This is a genomic window from Mycobacterium sp. JS623, from assembly GCF_000328565.1.
Taxonomy (GTDB): domain Bacteria; phylum Actinomycetota; class Actinomycetes; order Mycobacteriales; family Mycobacteriaceae; genus Mycobacterium.
On sequence record NC_019966.1, the window covers coordinates 5,969,851 to 5,984,073 of the forward strand.

Here is a 14,223-nt window from a genome sequence, read left to right on the forward strand (position 1 = left end):
GTGAAACGACTACAGCCTGTCCTTGACCGCCTCCGACAGGCGCTTGCCATCGGCCTTGCCCGCGGCAATCGCGGTCGCGGCCTTCATCACCTGGCCCATCTGCCGCATGCCGGGCCGCTCCCCGATGTCCTCGGCAACCTGTGCGATCGCGGTGTCAACGACGTCGGCCACCTCGGCCTCCGTGAGCTGCGTCGGCAGGTACTCGTCGATGATGCGTGCCTCGGCGTGCTCGTTGGCCGCCAGTTCGCCGCGCCCGTTCTGGGTGTAGATCTCGGCGGACTCACCGCGCTTTTTCGCTTCGCGCTGCAGAACTTTGATCACATCGGTGTCGGATAACTCACGCGGCGCGTGCCCTGAGACCTCTTCGGTCTGTATTGCCGCCAGCACCAACCGCAATGTCGCGGTGCGCAGCTTGTCCTGCGACTTCATCGCCGCGGTCAGGTCGGCGCGCAGCCGATCTTTGAGTTCCGCCATGACGCAAACGCTACGCCGCAGGGTCGGTCTGACGGTGTGGCTTCCCAGCGGCGCGCCGTCGACGACGTTGTCAATTCGCAATGTCATCGACAGGATGGGGACCATGAGCAACTACGCCGGCGGATACCCAACAGCAGGTCCGCCGACGCCCGGCTATCCGCCCCGCGGTTATCCGCCGCCGGGCTACCTGGGTGCTCCGTCTGCCCCCTATCAGGGCTATCCACCGCCGGGCGGCTACCCCCCGCCCGGATATCCGCCGCCGGGTTACGCGCCGCCACCGGGCTACGGTGGCCCGCCCCCGGGTTACGGCGCCCAGGGTGGCTACCCCGCTGCGGGTTATCCGCCACCGGGCTATCCACCACCGGGTCATCAACCACTCGGCTATCCACCACCGGGCTATCCGCCACCCGGGTACGGCGTACCGCTGGCCCTCAAGCCCGGCGTGATTCCGTTGCGGCCGTTGACGCTGTCGGACATCTTCAACGGGGCGGTGGCCTACGTCCGGGCCAATCCCAAAGCGACGCTGGGGTTGACGACCGTGGTCGTGGTTGCCGCACAGTTGCTTGCACTCGTCTTATCGGTCGGCCCGTTCGCCGTCGCGGGCCGGCTCGATCCGACGCTCAGCGGCCAGGAAGTATCGACCGGGCTGCTGCTCGGTTCGTCGGCGTCCAGCCTCGCAGGCGTCGTCGCCACCTGGCTGTCGTCCATCTTGTTGAGCGGCATGCTCACCGTCGTGGTGGGACGTGCCGTCTTCGGCGCCAGCATCACTGTCAAGGAGGCGTGGCAGCGGCTGCGGCCACGGCTGTGGGCGTTGATCGGCTTCACGGCGCTGCAGTTACTCGGCGCCGCTGTGTTGGTTACGGTGGTCGGGCTCATCATCGCCGGGGTCGCGGTGGCGGCCAACGGGACCGCGGCCGCTGTCGTGGGGGTGCCGTTGGTGGTCGCGCTGTTCTGCGCCGTGGTTTACCTGGTCACCATGCTGACCTTTACGCCGTCGCTCATCGTGCTGGAGCGGCTCCGAATTTTCCCCGCCATCTCGCGTTCATTCAAGTTGGTGCGCAACGACTTCTGGCGGGTTTTCGGCATCTGGTTGCTCGCCACCATCGTGGTTTCGGTGGTCGCAGGGGCGGTGTCCGTGCCGTTCAGCCTCGGCGGCCAAGTTCTGCTCACCGCAGCGCCTTCGACGATGACGCTTCTCTTCGCGCTGGTGCTGCTGTCCGTTGGCAGCGCGATTGGTCAGATCATCACCTCGCCGTTCGCCGCAGGCGTTGTCGTGCTGCTCTACACCGACCGCCGCATCCGCTCCGAGGCGTTTGACATGGTGCTGCAAACGGGCGCTTGGTTCGGGCCAGGCGCCCCTGCTGATTCCACCGACCACCTCTGGCTGACCCGCCAACCCTGACGTGCCTACCATAGACATCGACCGCGATGCCGCGCACGAGGCGGCGCAGCACGAACTCGCAAAGCCGATCTACCCCAAGGCATCCCTGATCGACCGCATCCTCGACTGGATCAACGAAATGCTCTACCGGCTGATGGAGGCCAGCGCGTCTGTGCCAGGAGGCTGGCTGACGCTCAGTGTCCTGGGGATTCTGCTGGTGGTCGCCATCGTGGTTGCAGTGCGCATCGCCCGACGGACGATGCGCACCAAGCGTGGGGGCGAGTATGCACTATTCGGTGAACACGAACTCAGCGCTGCAGAACACCGCGCCACCGCTGAACAGTATGCGGCGCAGGGTAATTGGTCAGCCGCGATCCGACATCGGCTCAGAGCCGTTGCTCGCCAGCTGGAAGAGAATGCCGTCCTCGATCCAGTCCCTGGCCGCACCGCGACCGAACTCGCCCGCGATGCGGGACGTGCCATACCGGCCTTGGCCACCGAATTGAGCAGGGCTGCAGACGCTTTCAACGACGTCACTTATGGCGAACGGCCTGGGACCGAGGCTGGTTACCGGATGATCGTCGATCTTGACAGCCATCTGAGGTCACGCACGTCGGCCGCCTCCGACGCCACGGATGCGGTGCCGGTGGCCGCCGACAGTTGGACCGAGGTGCGATGACGGCCCGCGATACGGCCGTCGGGCCGTCCGTCACCCAGCGATGGCGCGATGCTCGATGGGTGTTGCTGACCTTGGCCGTCATCGTCGCAGTGGCCGCGCTCAGTGTCTTGCTGACGGCGCCGCGACCCGGCGGCCCGATGGATCCGGAATCGACGTCATCCGAGGGCGCTCGAGCCCTGGTCACGATCCTGCGTGAGCATGGCGTGGACGTCGTTGCGGCCGACGACATCGCTGCAGTGGAATCCGCTGCGCGGCCCGACACCCTGCTCCTCATCGCGCAAACGATGTATCTATCCGACAACGACGTGCTGCGCCGGCTGGCCGCGCTACCCGGTGACCGTCTGGTGGTGTCGCCGATAGCCAGGACCCGCGAACAGCTCGCCCCCGAGGTCCGTCTCGGCGGCTCCACGATTGCCTTCGCTGATTCCAAACCCGATTGCGACCTCCGCGAGGCGAATCGCGCAGGGCGGGTGCAACTCGGCCTTGGCGATGCCTACGAGGCGGCGGGCAGCGTCCCCGTGACGCGGTGCTATGGCGGAGCGCTGGTGCGTTACACCGCCAACGGCCGTGAGATTACGGTCGTCAGCTCCGCGGATTTCATGACGAACTCCGGCCTGCTCAAGGAGGGCAACGCCGCGCTCGCAATGAACCTGGCGGGCTCACATCCGCGGTTGATCTGGTATGCGCCCCAGCACAGCGAAGGCGACGCCGAATCCGGAGGTAGCCCAGGGCTTTTCAGCCTGTTGCCTGGACAGGTCAAATGGGTGTTTCTACAGCTTGTCCTGGCGGTCGTGGCAGTGGCGCTCTGGAAAGGCCGGCGCATCGGCCCGCTGGTTGCCGAGCAGTTGCCGGTGGTGGTCCGGGCCTCGGAGACCGTCGAGGGCCGCGGACGGCTCTACCGATCGCGGCGGGCACGTGATCGTGCAGCGGACGCGCTGCGCACTGCCGCGTTGCAACGGATGACGCCACGGCTCGGTCTCGGGCACGACACCGAGCCGCCCGCGGTCGTAACGGCGGTCGCCGAACGCTGCCGATCGTCCCCACAGGCGGTGGCACACATATTGTTCGGTCCGCCGCCGGCCACCGACGCCGACTTGGTCAACCTCGCGCACGAACTCGACAACATCGAAAGGCAGGTCGCCCAATCGTGACTCAGCCAGCCGCACAGACCACCGCGACTTCGGACTCCGCGCGAAATGCCTTACTGGCCTTGCGCGGTGAGATCGCCAACGCGGTTGTTGGCCAGGACGCCGTCGTTAGTGGGCTGGTGATCGCGCTGCTGTGCCGTGGCCATGTGCTGCTCGAAGGTGTGCCAGGGGTAGCGAAGACGCTGTTGGTGCGCAGCCTCGCCGCGGCGTTGCAACTCGAATTCAAGCGCGTGCAGTTCACCCCCGACTTGATGCCGGGCGATGTGACCGGTTCGCTCGTATATGACGCCCGCACAGCAGAATTCGAGTTCCATTCCGGTCCGGTCTTCACCAATCTGCTGTTGGCGGACGAGATCAACCGAACTCCGCCCAAGACGCAGGCTGCGTTGCTGGAGGCCATGGAGGAACGTCAGGTCAGCGTCGAAGGCGAACCGCGAACCCTGCCCGACCCGTTCATCGTCGCCGCTACCCAGAACCCCATCGAGTATGAGGGCACTTACCAGTTGCCCGAGGCCCAGCTGGACCGCTTCCTGCTGAAACTCAATGTGCCTCTGCCGCCGCGCGATCAGGAGATTGCGATCCTCGACCGGCATGCGCGGGGCTTCGATCCACGCGACCTTTCTGCGGTGAAACCCGTTGCCGGTGCTGCGGAGCTAGCGGCCGCCCGGGAGGCAGTTCGTGAGGTATTGGTGGCCGATGAGGTGCTCGGCTACATCGTCGACATTGTGGCGGCGACGCGGCACTCACCGTCGCTCCAGCTGGGTGTGTCGCCACGCGGGGCGACGGCTCTGCTGGCCACGGCACGGTCGTGGGCATGGCTTTCCGGTCGCAACTACGTCACCCCGGATGACGTGAAGGCCATGGCCCGCCCAACCCTGCGCCACCGGGTGTCGCTTCGGCCGGAGGCCGAACTCGAAGGCGCCAACCCCGATGGCGTGCTCGACGGCATACTGGCGGCCGTGCCGGTGCCGCGCTGGTGATCTTGACCGGCCGCGTCGGCCTGATTGCGCTGATCTGCGTTCTGCCGATCGCGGTGTCACCGTGGCCAGCGACCACATTCGTCGTCCTGCTGGCGGCGGTGGTCGCGGGCGTCGTCGCAGATATCGCGCTCGCCGCCAGCCCACGCAAGCTGAACTGCAGCAGGCTCGGCGAGACGGCGGCCCGGCTCGGTCAGCCAGTCGATGCGCAGTTGGTGGTCGAAAATGCCGGCGGCAGACGCTTCCGCGGACAGATCCGTGACGCCTGGGCTCCCAGTGCGCGCCCGGAGCCGCGGACGCACCCTGTCAATGTCGATGCGGGACAACAAGTTCGGCTCGTCACGCAGTTACGCCCAGTACGTCGCGGTGATCAACGCTCCGCGCTTGTCACGGCACGCTCGATCGGACCGCTAGGCTTGGCCGGCAGGCAGGGCTCGCATCGGGTGCCGTGGCAGATCCGGATCATGCCGCCGTTCCTTTCGCGAAAGCATCTGCCCGCGCGGCTGGCCAAGCTGCGCGAACTCGAAGGCATGACGCCGGTGCTGATCCGCGGTCAGGGCACCGAATTCGACTCGTTGCGCGAATACGTCATCGGCGACGACGTCCGATCCATCGACTGGCGCGCCACTGCCAGGCGTGGTGACGTGGTGGTGCGGACGTGGCGACCGGAGCGTGACCGTCGAGTGGTCATCGTGCTGGACACCGGCCGCACGTCGGCCGGCCGCGTCGGAGTCGACCCCACCGCCAGTGATCCCGGCGGCTGGCCACGGCTGGACTGGTCGATGGACGCCGCATTGCTGCTGGCCGCGTTGGCGGCCCGCGCGGGCGATCACGTCGACTTCATCGCTCATGACCGGGTGACTCGCAGTAGCGTCCACAACGCTTCGCGCACCGAACTTCTCGCGCAGTTGGTCGAGGCCATGGCACCGCTGGAGCCCGCACTGGTGGAATCCGACGCGCGTGCGATGGTGGCGGCTGTGCGACGCCGGATTCGGCAACGCGCGCTCGTGGTGCTGCTGACGGACCTGAACGCGTCGGCGCTCGACGAAGGATTGATGGCGGTGTTGCCGCAACTGTCCGCCAAGCATCAGGTGCTGCTGGCAGCCGTCGCGGATCCGCGCATCGAGCGCCTCGCCGCGGGTCGCTCCGACGCTGCTCAGGTATACGACGCCGCTGCGGCCGAACGGGCGCGCAACGACCGGCGCGCGATCGCGTCACGGCTGCGGCGCTCGGGCGTCGACGTGGTGGACGCCCCGCCGGAGGAGTTGGCCCCCGAACTCGCGGACCACTATCTGGCGATGAAGGCCAGCGGTCGGCTCTAGCCCGTCGGAACGACGTCGGGCGCGTCATCGATGTCGCCGGTCTCGCCCGCTCTGGCAGCTTTGCGTCCGAAGTGGAAAATGTAAGCGAGAAAGGCGATTTCGGTTGCGACGCCAATGCCGATGCGAACCGCGGTCGGTAGCTGCGCCGGAGTAACGAAGGCCTCGATCAGAGCCGAAACCAGCAGCACGCCGAACAACCCGATGGCCACCGCCACCACGGCTCTGCCGCGTTCTGCGAGCACCTGAGTGCGCGGACGGTTTCCTGGGGAGACCACTGACCAGCCCAGCCTCATGCCGACCGCACCCGAAAGAAACACCGCGGTCAGTTCGAGCATGCCATGCGGCGCGAGCAGGGTGAGGAATACGTCGCCCTTACCTGCGTCGAACATGAACGCCGCGTTCACGCCGAGGTTGAGGGCGTTCTGGAACAGCATCCAGGGGATCGGGATGCCGAGCAGGATCGCGGCGCCGATGCATTGCGCCGAGACCCACCAATTGTTCAGCCACACGTGCGAAAAGAAGGACCCGGCGGGGTGCTCGCTGTAGTACGACGCGAAATCGTGATTGACCAATTGTTCTATCTCGCTTGGGGTTTTCAGACTGGACTGCACCTCATGGTTGCCGGACATCCACAGCGCGATCAACATAGTCACGAAGAGAAACCCGATGGCGGTGCCGAGCCACCATCGCCAGGCCTGGTAGACGACGACGGGGAAGGACACCGTGAAGAATCGGGTGAACTCGCTCCACAACGGTGCATGCGCGCCCGTCACCGCGGAACGCGCCCGTGCCACCAGGCTCGACAACCGGCCAATGAGGAGCGCATCGGTCGAAGCGCTGCGGACCATCGACAGGTGCGTGGACACCCGCTGATAGAGATCGACCAGCTCGTCGACCTCCGCGCCGGTCAATCGACGACGCCGCTTGACCAGCGCCTCCAGTCGGTCCCACGTCGGGCGATGCGCCAGCACGAACGCGTCGACATCCACGTGGCAGATCCTAGTAGCGTTGATCGTTATGGTCGGCCAGCAAGAACAAGTGGTCACCGGGGACGCGGTCGTCCTGGATGTTCAGATCGCCCAGCTACCGGTGCGTGCGCTGTCGGCGATGATCGACATCACGGTGGTGTTCGTCATTTACGTCATGGGGATGCTGTTGTGGGCCGCCACGTTGACGCAGTTGGACGATGCGCTGTCGGCCGCCATTTTGATCATCTTTACCGTGCTGGCGCTGGTGGGTTATCCGGTGGTATTCGAGATCGCGACCAGGGGCCGATCGTTGGGCAAGATGGCCCTTGGGCTACGAGTCGTGTCGGAGGACGGTGGTCCAGAACGCTTTCGTCAGGCCCTCTTTCGCGCGCTGGCCGGGGTCTTCGAGATCTGGACATTCCTCGGCGGGCCAGCCGTGATCTGTAGTCTGCTGTCCGCCAAGGGAAAACGCATCGGTGATTTCTTCGCGGGCACCGTCGTGATCACCGAGCGTGCGCCTCGGCTCAGCCCGCCGCCACCGATGCCGCCGCAACTGGCGTGGTGGGCATCGTCGTTACAGCTGTCGGGGCTCAGTCCCGAGCAGGCCGAGTTGGCCCGTCAGTTCCTTTCCCGCGCTTCGCAATTGGATCCAGCCGTGCGAGATCAGATGGCGTACCGGATCACCACCGATGTGGTAGCCCAGATATCCCCTCCGCCGCCGCCGGGCACGCCCCCGCAACTGGTGCTGGCTGCGGTGCTGGCTGAGCGGCACCGCAGGGAGCTGGAGCGGCTACGGGTCCAGGGGCCGCCGACCGCGCCTCCACCGCAATGGCCCGCGCCGCCGATGTACCCGCCGCAGCCCGCGCCGCCGGCGTTCCCCCCGCCGCAGCCCCCGCCGCCGATGTACCCGCCGCAGCCCCCGCAGCCGCCCATGGGTTCTAGTGGTTTCACGCCGCCGAGCTGATCTCCCGCGAAAAGACGCAGAGTGCCCCGACACGCCGAGGAAATGTGGCACTTTGCGTCTGCTCGCGGAGAAACAGTCCTCAGCGATAGCGCAGACCGACCATCATCAACGCAGCACCGATGAAGGCGGTGGCGGTGCGCACGTGGTTCCACGCAGTCCATGTCGACATGTACGCCTGCCATTCACGTGCGGCATCGGCGACAGACAGACCGCCGGGGTTGAGCGTGTCGAGGTGGTTGTTGAGCGGGACGTTGAAGGCCATCGTGATGATGGCCCCGAGAATTGCAAAGATCGCGCCGATCAGCACCCACCAACTGCCGGTCTGATTCAGCCGCGACACCGCGATGACGCCGACCACCAGCGCGAGGATCGTTGCGCTGAAATACCCCAGTAGAAACGCGGGGCTCGCGTTGGCCTCGGCGTTGATGCCGCGCATCGCGGTGAGGGCGTCCACTGGGCCGGTGCGGTCAAGCCCGCGCATCACCATGGTCGAGAACACATACATCATTCCGCCGCCTGCGGCACTTGCGAGCGCGGCGAGCGAGGTCAGGACGACAACGGGGCTTGTATTCATGACCAGGAGTCAACCGGCAACTGCTGAGGCGCTCCATCGTTGACCGTCCCGACTCCATACGCGTGCGTCTACGCCGGGTCTGCACTGCGGTAAAGCTTGACGGACACCGCGCTCAGCCAGGCCCAGACCAACACAACAGCGGCGGTAAACACCAGAATCGTTGCCGCCCCGCCAGATCCGGAAGCCAGGGCCACGAAACTTCCCCCGAAAATCACGCCGGTGACGCGGGAGAACCACGCCCACGATCGCTGTCCGGCGCGGGCGAACCATGCGCCGAGGACAAAGCATGCTGCCACCAGACACGCGAACCCGATGCTCGCCACCATCAAATGGGCCATACCCTGCCAGCTGACCTCGCCCATACCCGGCGGAGTGCCGGACGGGAACCCGTCTGACGGGTCGGCCCGGAAGATGCCAGCCGCGACGAGAGCGGCGCCGTATGCGCCGATCAGGCCCGACCCCCAAGCCGATAAGCGTCCCGGTCCGATTGCACGCCGAACGCCGACGGCAGCCGCGACCGTCATCGCGCCCGTGACCAGAAACGTCGCGATCTGGATCCAGCCAAGGTCTCCGTTCGCGAGTTGACTGGCGGCGTGCCGGGTTGGCTCAAAGCCGTCGCGTACCGCCATCTGGCCTGCGACCGCCAGGACATAGATGGGGCCGGCGATGACGCCGTACCCGAGCAGCGACTTCGTGATCCGGACCGGCAGGGGTGGGCAATCGGCCGTGGTCATGGCACGCCTTTCGACTAAATCAAACTAGACTGTCCAGTACTCTTATCATTTCGGAACTAGACTGTCCAGTACTAAGAAGGAGGCCGCATGACCGAGCCGGTGCTGGGCCGTTCCGCCCGTAAACGGCTGACCATCCTGTCGGCGGGCCGTGATCTGTTTTTGAGCAACGGCTACCAGGGCACCAGCGTCGACCAGATCGCGGCATCGGCAGAGGTGTCCAAGCAGACGGTCTACAAGCACTTCGGGGACAAGCGCGAACTCTTGCTGAGCATCGTGAACGAGGCCTTGGACGGTGCCGTCACGCCGTTCGTCGACAGAATCGCGGCACTCGCGGACACCACCGACCTCGAAGCCGAGATGACCGCGCTGGCCGTCGACTATCTGCGAGCGGTGCTGCAGGAGCCCGTCGTTCAGCTGCGACGGCTCGTCGTCGGCGAGGCCAACCGGGTACCCGAGTTGGCCGAGCTCTATTACAACCAGGCGCCCGCCCGCACCCTCTCTGCCTTCGCCGACTGTTTCGCGGCGCTGCATCGTCGTGGCCTGCTACACATACCTGAAACTGCCCTTGCTGCAGAGCATTTCGCGTTCCTGATCATCGGCCGATCGATTGATCAGGCCTTGTTCTACGGCGGGCCGCAGGTATTGGCGGCTATCGACGTCGAGCGCCATGTCCGTGCGGGCGTACGGGTATTTCTGGCCGCCTACCAGGCGCGCACGGGATAGGCTCCCGGCGTGGACGCCGTGGTCGGCCTGCTCGACGGTGTGCGAGCGCGAGGCGCATTCGTGTTGCGCATGATGATGGATCCACCGTGGTCGATGAGCATCAAGGACGAGGCGCCGCTGACGCTTATCTGCCAGACGCACGGCCGCGCGGCGATCGTCGGCGGGAACAGCGGAACCCTCTGGCTCGGCCCCGGCGACATCGCGCTTACTCGGGGAACCGAGCACTACGTCTTCGCCGACGACCCCACTACGACACCAATGGTCGTCATTCACCCGGGCCAGCGCTGCACGACGTTGTCCGGCGACGATCTGCGATTCGAGATGTCCCTTGGCGTGCGGACGTGGGGCAACAGCCCGTCGGGCGCCACGCGCTCGGTGATCTGCGCCTATGAGGGCCGCAGCGAGGTCAGCACGCGCCTACTCGAGGCATTGCCCCCGGTGCTGGCATTGCAGTCCGACGAATGGGAAACGCCGCTGGTAGATCTGCTCGCGGCAGAGGCAGCCCACGAAGGGCCGGGGCAAGAGGCGTATCTCGACCGGCTGCTCGATCTCTTGCTGATCGCAGTGCTGCGCACGTGGTTCGACCGCGACGAGAACGCCCCGACCTGGTGGCACGCCGAACACGACCCTGTGGTCGGCCCGGCATTGAAGCTGATCTACAACAACCCCGGCCATCCCTGGACCGTCGCGAATCTGGCTGCGGCCGTTGGCAGTTCGCGTGCGGTATTCGCCAGCAGGTTCACCGAACAGGTCGGCGAACCCCCGATTGCCTTCCTGACCAATTGGCGGCTGGCGCTGGCCGCAGACCTGTTGCGATCCAGCCAGTCGACCATCGCCGCCGTGGCGCGACAAGTCGGCTACAGCACTCCGTTCGCGTTGAGCAGCGCATTCAAGCGCGCTTACGGCGTCAGCCCCAACACTTATCGCGCCAACGCCGCCTACCCGGACGGCGCGGTCGAGGCGCTCTGACGGCGTGCCGCCAACACGCCGGCGATCGAGGTGGATGCCACGGTGACCAGGGCGCCCAGCATCAACGCAGACGGCTCACCGGCAGCCAGCAGGTGCTGTTCGGTGCCCAACGTCGCGGCGGCGACCGGGACCCCCAGCTGTGCCGCCGAGAGGACGGCGAGTGTGAGTGGCTGACCGAACAACCGGCCCACCCCGTGGGCGAGCAATGCACCCGCGCCGAGGCCGAACCCGAGCAGGATCAACCAAGGGTGCTCCCCGAGTTCGCGGACTTGCAGTGATGCGCCGAGCCACACGAAGAACAGTGGGCCGAAGAACCCTTCGGTGATGCCGAACAGTTGACGTGCCAGCCGCCGTGGTTCACCGATCGCCGAAACCACCAGCCCCAGGGCGAAACCCGCCAGCATGATCGACACGTGCGTGGTCACCGCCAGTGCACACAGCGCGAAAAGGATGATCAGGCTCAGCCGAAGTTCGAGCGCCAGTCGGTGTTTGCGCGAATAGCGGTGCAATCGTCGGCGCCAACCGCGGCGGGTTGCGACGCGCAGCACGTAATACAACACCGCGGCGCAGCCAGCTATCGTCAGTGCGCCAAGCGCGGCCCGCCACGCCTGACCGGGATTGATCACCAAGGGCAGCAACACGATCGAAGCCGCATCGGCAATGGCGATCTGCGTCGTCACCGACAGCACCGGCGGCCCATCCAGTCGCAGAGAGTCGATCACTGGCAGCGCCAGTGCCGCTGAAGACGACGCCATCAGCACGGCGTACACGGCCGCGTGTCCGGTGCCGAATGCCTCTGCAAGCACCACTGAAAGCACGGCCGCCACCGCTCCGACTACCACCGCGCGAAGCAACGCCTTGGGGATCGATGACCGCAACGTCTTGTCCCGCACCGGGACATGCGTGCCGACGACGAACATCACCAATGCGAAGCCAATGTTGGCCAGCAGCGTGAACGTCGGGTCGGTGTGGTCGACGATGCCGAATCCCGTCCGACCGACTACCAGCCCCGCGCCCAATTCGCCGATGATCACCGGAACATGGAAACGCGGCAGCGACGCCAGCAGCGGCCCGGCCATGCCGATCACCGCGAGCAGCGCCAGGGTGTCGAATCCGAAACCGGGCATTACTGCCAGGACACCAAATGGCAAGGGATGTCGGTATTTTCGTCGGTGAGATAGCTTGCACAGACTCGGTGGTAGCCGTCGGCGATCTGCAGCGGAAACCCGCCGACCGCGCTGCCACGTACCAACAGGATCGGCGAGAGCTTCTTGCCGTCGCTGATCTTGGCCAGGTCCGAGCGGACATGGGCATTCGTCTCCGGCAACAGCTTCAGGTCCGCCGCGCGCAAGATGTCCTTGGCCTTTCGAAATACCGGCTTCGCTGCCTTCAGCGACGCCACCGTGCCGTCGACCGAGTCGTTCTCCGCAAGCATGCTGAGGTAGGCCGCGGCCGCGTCGTAGTCATGCGTCTCGGGTTCATCCAGCCATTTCACCGCCATGGCCGGAGACGTTACTCAGCCCGACAACAACTTGCCATCAAAAGTTTCCCGAACACGCTGCGGCAGCGAGATTCTGGCAACTGGCTGTGCAACGAGTCGACGCTGGTCCATGATGACAAGGTGTCGCGTTTTCAACCGCGAAACGCAAAGGGGGAAAACAAAATGCCCGTCGTGTTGATTCATCAGGGTCCGAGCTTGACCCGGGAGAAGTACGAAGAAATCGTGGGCAGACTGACCGGTGGCAAGGGCCGACTGGAGTCTCCGTCCGATTGGCCTGTCCAAGGCCTGCTTCTGCACGTGGCGGGAGAGAGCCCGCAAGGATTCCGTGTGGTGGATGTCTGGCAGTCAAAGGACGCCTGCAACCGGTTCGGCGAGGCCCTCGGGCCGATCTTGAGGGAGGTCGGCGTCGACGACCAGCCCGAGATCTATGAGGCACACACGTACGTGTCTGCCTAACCGCTGATCCAATTGCCGTGGAAGCCGTACGGAACGCGGTGCGGCAGCTTGATTCTGGCAACTGGTGGCGCGGTGAAGTCCGACGCGTCGATGATCACCAAGTCGCTGCCGTCGCGGCTGGGGTCATAGACATAGCCGAGGTACCAGCCGCTGCTCTCGTCGGCTGGTCCCGACGCCGACGGCACGAACACCGCCTCTCCCGGGCCGCCCGGCGACTCCGCGGAGCCGAAGGCGTGCTCGACGGCGGCTCCGGTCGTCAGGTCGTAGCGGACAAGGCAGCCGTCGCCGACCGATACCGCGTAACGGGCAGGCAGGGTCGCCAGCCGGTCGTCGATGCGGGGGAACTCCACCGCGCGATCGTCGAGCTGACGTTCGGAGACAGCGCCCGTCTGCAGATCGATCGTCCAGCTCCACAGCACTCCGTCGGCGTCGAAACCGCCGCTGTAACGCCATAGTTCCGGATAGCGAACCGCCTGCAGCACAATCGAATTACCTCTGTCGTAGGCATTCGCGACGTGGAACACGTAGCACGGATCGATATCGAACCACCGGATCGGCCCGAACGGGTCATCGCGCCGCATGACGCCGAACCGCGCGCCGTAGTCGTCGCTCCACCGGTAAGGCATGTCGCCTTCACCCTTCATCGCCACGTCGAGGTTGAACACGATCGGCAGATCCATGAAGATGACGTGCTCGGCGGTCAGCGCGAAGTCATGCATCATGGTGTGCGCCTTGGTGTCCAGCGGCCGGTTGATCGTCAGCGCGCCATTGGCGTCGGCCCGGTGATAGGTGACGTAGGGCTCGAAGATGCTGCCGTAGCCGAAGAAATGCAGCTCTCCCGTCGTCGGGCAGATCTTCGGGTGCGCAGTCATCGAGTCGACCAGCTTGCCGCCGAAATCGTAGGGGCCCAACGTCTCCAGTTCGTTGGAGATCACGTACGGTAGCGACGTCTCGACGAGCGCCAGCGTCTTGCCCGCATGGTTGACGACGTGGGTGTTCGCGACGCTCGCCCGCAGGTTGCGGCTGCCATCGGCGTTGTAGAGCGGAAAGTCCTGTTCGAAGCTGTCCGTGCGCACCCATCTGTTGCGGTACCAGGCGGCTCGGCCGCCCTCGATGCGGACACCGTGGATCATGCCGTCGCCGGTGAACCAGTGCGCAGTCGCCTGCCGCGGGTTCGGCCCGTTGCGCAGGTACCAGCCGTCGAGTTCGGCAGGGATGGCGCCCTCGACGGGCAGGTCGAACGCGGTCAACTCGTCGGTCACCGGCGCGTAGTTGTCGCGCTGAAAGTAGTCGCCGGTCCCGAACAGGGTGGAGGCCGTATCAGTCATAGGTCAAACATGACATGCGGGGTCG

The 14,223-nt window shown here is 65.7% G+C and carries 16 protein-coding genes; 9 read left to right on the forward strand and 7 right to left on the reverse strand.

Features of this window, described 5'->3' with window-relative positions; genetic code table 11:
• Window positions 1-9: 9 nt before the first annotated feature.
• On the reverse strand, window positions 10-474 hold the full coding sequence (locus tag MYCSM_RS28975) for a GatB/YqeY domain-containing protein (protein WP_041315225.1): 465 nt from the start codon (window positions 472-474) through the stop codon (window positions 10-12).
• Window positions 475-577: 103 nt separating this feature from the next.
• Between MYCSM_RS28975 and MYCSM_RS28980 the strand changes: the two genes are divergently transcribed.
• From MYCSM_RS28980 to MYCSM_RS29000, 5 genes are read left to right on the forward strand one after another with little or no spacing between them, the layout of a single operon-like run.
• Window positions 578-1,876, forward strand: a complete 1,299-nt coding sequence (locus MYCSM_RS28980; protein ID WP_015309742.1) for a glycerophosphoryl diester phosphodiesterase membrane domain-containing protein — start codon at window positions 578-580, stop codon at window positions 1,874-1,876.
• A gap of 1 nt (window position 1,877) precedes the next feature.
• Entirely contained in the window at window positions 1,878-2,534 is a 657-nt protein-coding gene (locus tag MYCSM_RS28985) for a DUF4129 domain-containing protein (RefSeq protein ID WP_015309743.1), read from the forward strand.
• Window positions 2,531-3,685 (forward strand): DUF4350 domain-containing protein, encoded by a 1,155-nt coding sequence (locus MYCSM_RS28990; RefSeq protein WP_015309744.1) that lies wholly within the window; start codon window positions 2,531-2,533, stop codon window positions 3,683-3,685. Before MYCSM_RS28985 ends, MYCSM_RS28990 begins: the two co-directional genes overlap by 4 nt.
• Window positions 3,682-4,662, forward strand: a complete 981-nt coding sequence (locus MYCSM_RS28995; protein WP_015309745.1) for an AAA family ATPase — start codon at window positions 3,682-3,684, stop codon at window positions 4,660-4,662. The genes MYCSM_RS28990 and MYCSM_RS28995 overlap by 4 nt, the downstream gene beginning before the upstream one ends.
• The gene (locus tag MYCSM_RS29000; RefSeq protein ID WP_015309746.1) at window positions 4,659-5,981 is read left to right on the forward strand and encodes a DUF58 domain-containing protein; all 1,323 of its coding nucleotides are present in this window, start codon (window positions 4,659-4,661) and stop codon (window positions 5,979-5,981) included. The genes MYCSM_RS28995 and MYCSM_RS29000 overlap by 4 nt, the downstream gene beginning before the upstream one ends.
• Here the strand turns inward: MYCSM_RS29000 and MYCSM_RS29005 are convergent.
• On the reverse strand, window positions 5,978-6,970 hold the full coding sequence (locus MYCSM_RS29005; protein WP_015309747.1) for a stage II sporulation protein M: 993 nt from the start codon (window positions 6,968-6,970) through the stop codon (window positions 5,978-5,980). The genes MYCSM_RS29000 and MYCSM_RS29005 overlap by 4 nt on opposite strands.
• 28 nt (window positions 6,971-6,998) lie before the next feature.
• Between MYCSM_RS29005 and MYCSM_RS29010 the strand changes: the two genes are divergently transcribed.
• Entirely contained in the window at window positions 6,999-7,913 is a 915-nt protein-coding gene (locus MYCSM_RS29010) for an RDD family protein (RefSeq protein ID WP_015309748.1), read from the forward strand.
• Window positions 7,914-7,992: 79 nt separating this feature from the next.
• On the opposite strand, the gene MYCSM_RS29015 is transcribed toward MYCSM_RS29010, so the two are convergent.
• The gene (locus tag MYCSM_RS29015) at window positions 7,993-8,487 is read right to left on the reverse strand and encodes an anthrone oxygenase family protein (protein WP_015309749.1); all 495 of its coding nucleotides are present in this window, start codon (window positions 8,485-8,487) and stop codon (window positions 7,993-7,995) included.
• Window positions 8,488-8,555: 68 nt separating this feature from the next.
• Window positions 8,556-9,221 carry a DUF998 domain-containing protein gene (locus MYCSM_RS29020; RefSeq protein WP_015309750.1) on the reverse strand — a complete coding sequence of 222 codons (666 nt, stop codon included), beginning with the start codon at window positions 9,219-9,221 and terminating at the stop codon, window positions 8,556-8,558.
• A gap of 87 nt (window positions 9,222-9,308) precedes the next feature.
• Here MYCSM_RS29020 and MYCSM_RS29025 point away from each other — a divergent pair, with 87 nt between their 5' ends.
• Window positions 9,309-9,944, forward strand: a complete 636-nt coding sequence (locus tag MYCSM_RS29025; protein ID WP_015309751.1) for a TetR/AcrR family transcriptional regulator — start codon at window positions 9,309-9,311, stop codon at window positions 9,942-9,944.
• 9 nt (window positions 9,945-9,953) lie between these two features.
• Window positions 9,954-10,913: an AraC family transcriptional regulator gene (locus MYCSM_RS29030; RefSeq protein ID WP_015309752.1), complete on the forward strand. Its 960-nt coding sequence runs from the start codon at window positions 9,954-9,956 to the stop codon at window positions 10,911-10,913.
• Here the strand turns inward: MYCSM_RS29030 and MYCSM_RS29035 are convergent.
• Window positions 10,883-12,040: a cation:proton antiporter gene (locus MYCSM_RS29035; RefSeq protein ID WP_015309753.1), complete on the reverse strand. Its 1,158-nt coding sequence runs from the start codon at window positions 12,038-12,040 to the stop codon at window positions 10,883-10,885. The two genes, MYCSM_RS29030 and MYCSM_RS29035, sit on opposite strands and share 31 nt — an antisense overlap.
• Window positions 12,040-12,414, reverse strand: a complete 375-nt coding sequence (locus MYCSM_RS29040; RefSeq protein ID WP_015309754.1) for a hypothetical protein — start codon at window positions 12,412-12,414, stop codon at window positions 12,040-12,042. Before MYCSM_RS29040 ends, MYCSM_RS29035 begins: the two co-directional genes overlap by 1 nt.
• 162 nt (window positions 12,415-12,576) lie before the next feature.
• Between MYCSM_RS29040 and MYCSM_RS29045 the strand changes: the two genes are divergently transcribed.
• Window positions 12,577-12,870: a hypothetical protein gene (locus MYCSM_RS29045; RefSeq protein WP_015309755.1), complete on the forward strand. Its 294-nt coding sequence runs from the start codon at window positions 12,577-12,579 to the stop codon at window positions 12,868-12,870.
• Here the strand turns inward: MYCSM_RS29045 and MYCSM_RS29050 are convergent.
• Window positions 12,867-14,198 carry a carotenoid oxygenase family protein gene (locus tag MYCSM_RS29050; RefSeq protein ID WP_015309756.1) on the reverse strand — a complete coding sequence of 444 codons (1,332 nt, stop codon included), beginning with the start codon at window positions 14,196-14,198 and terminating at the stop codon, window positions 12,867-12,869. The two genes, MYCSM_RS29045 and MYCSM_RS29050, sit on opposite strands and share 4 nt — an antisense overlap.
• Between the last annotated feature and the right edge of the window lie 25 nt (window positions 14,199-14,223).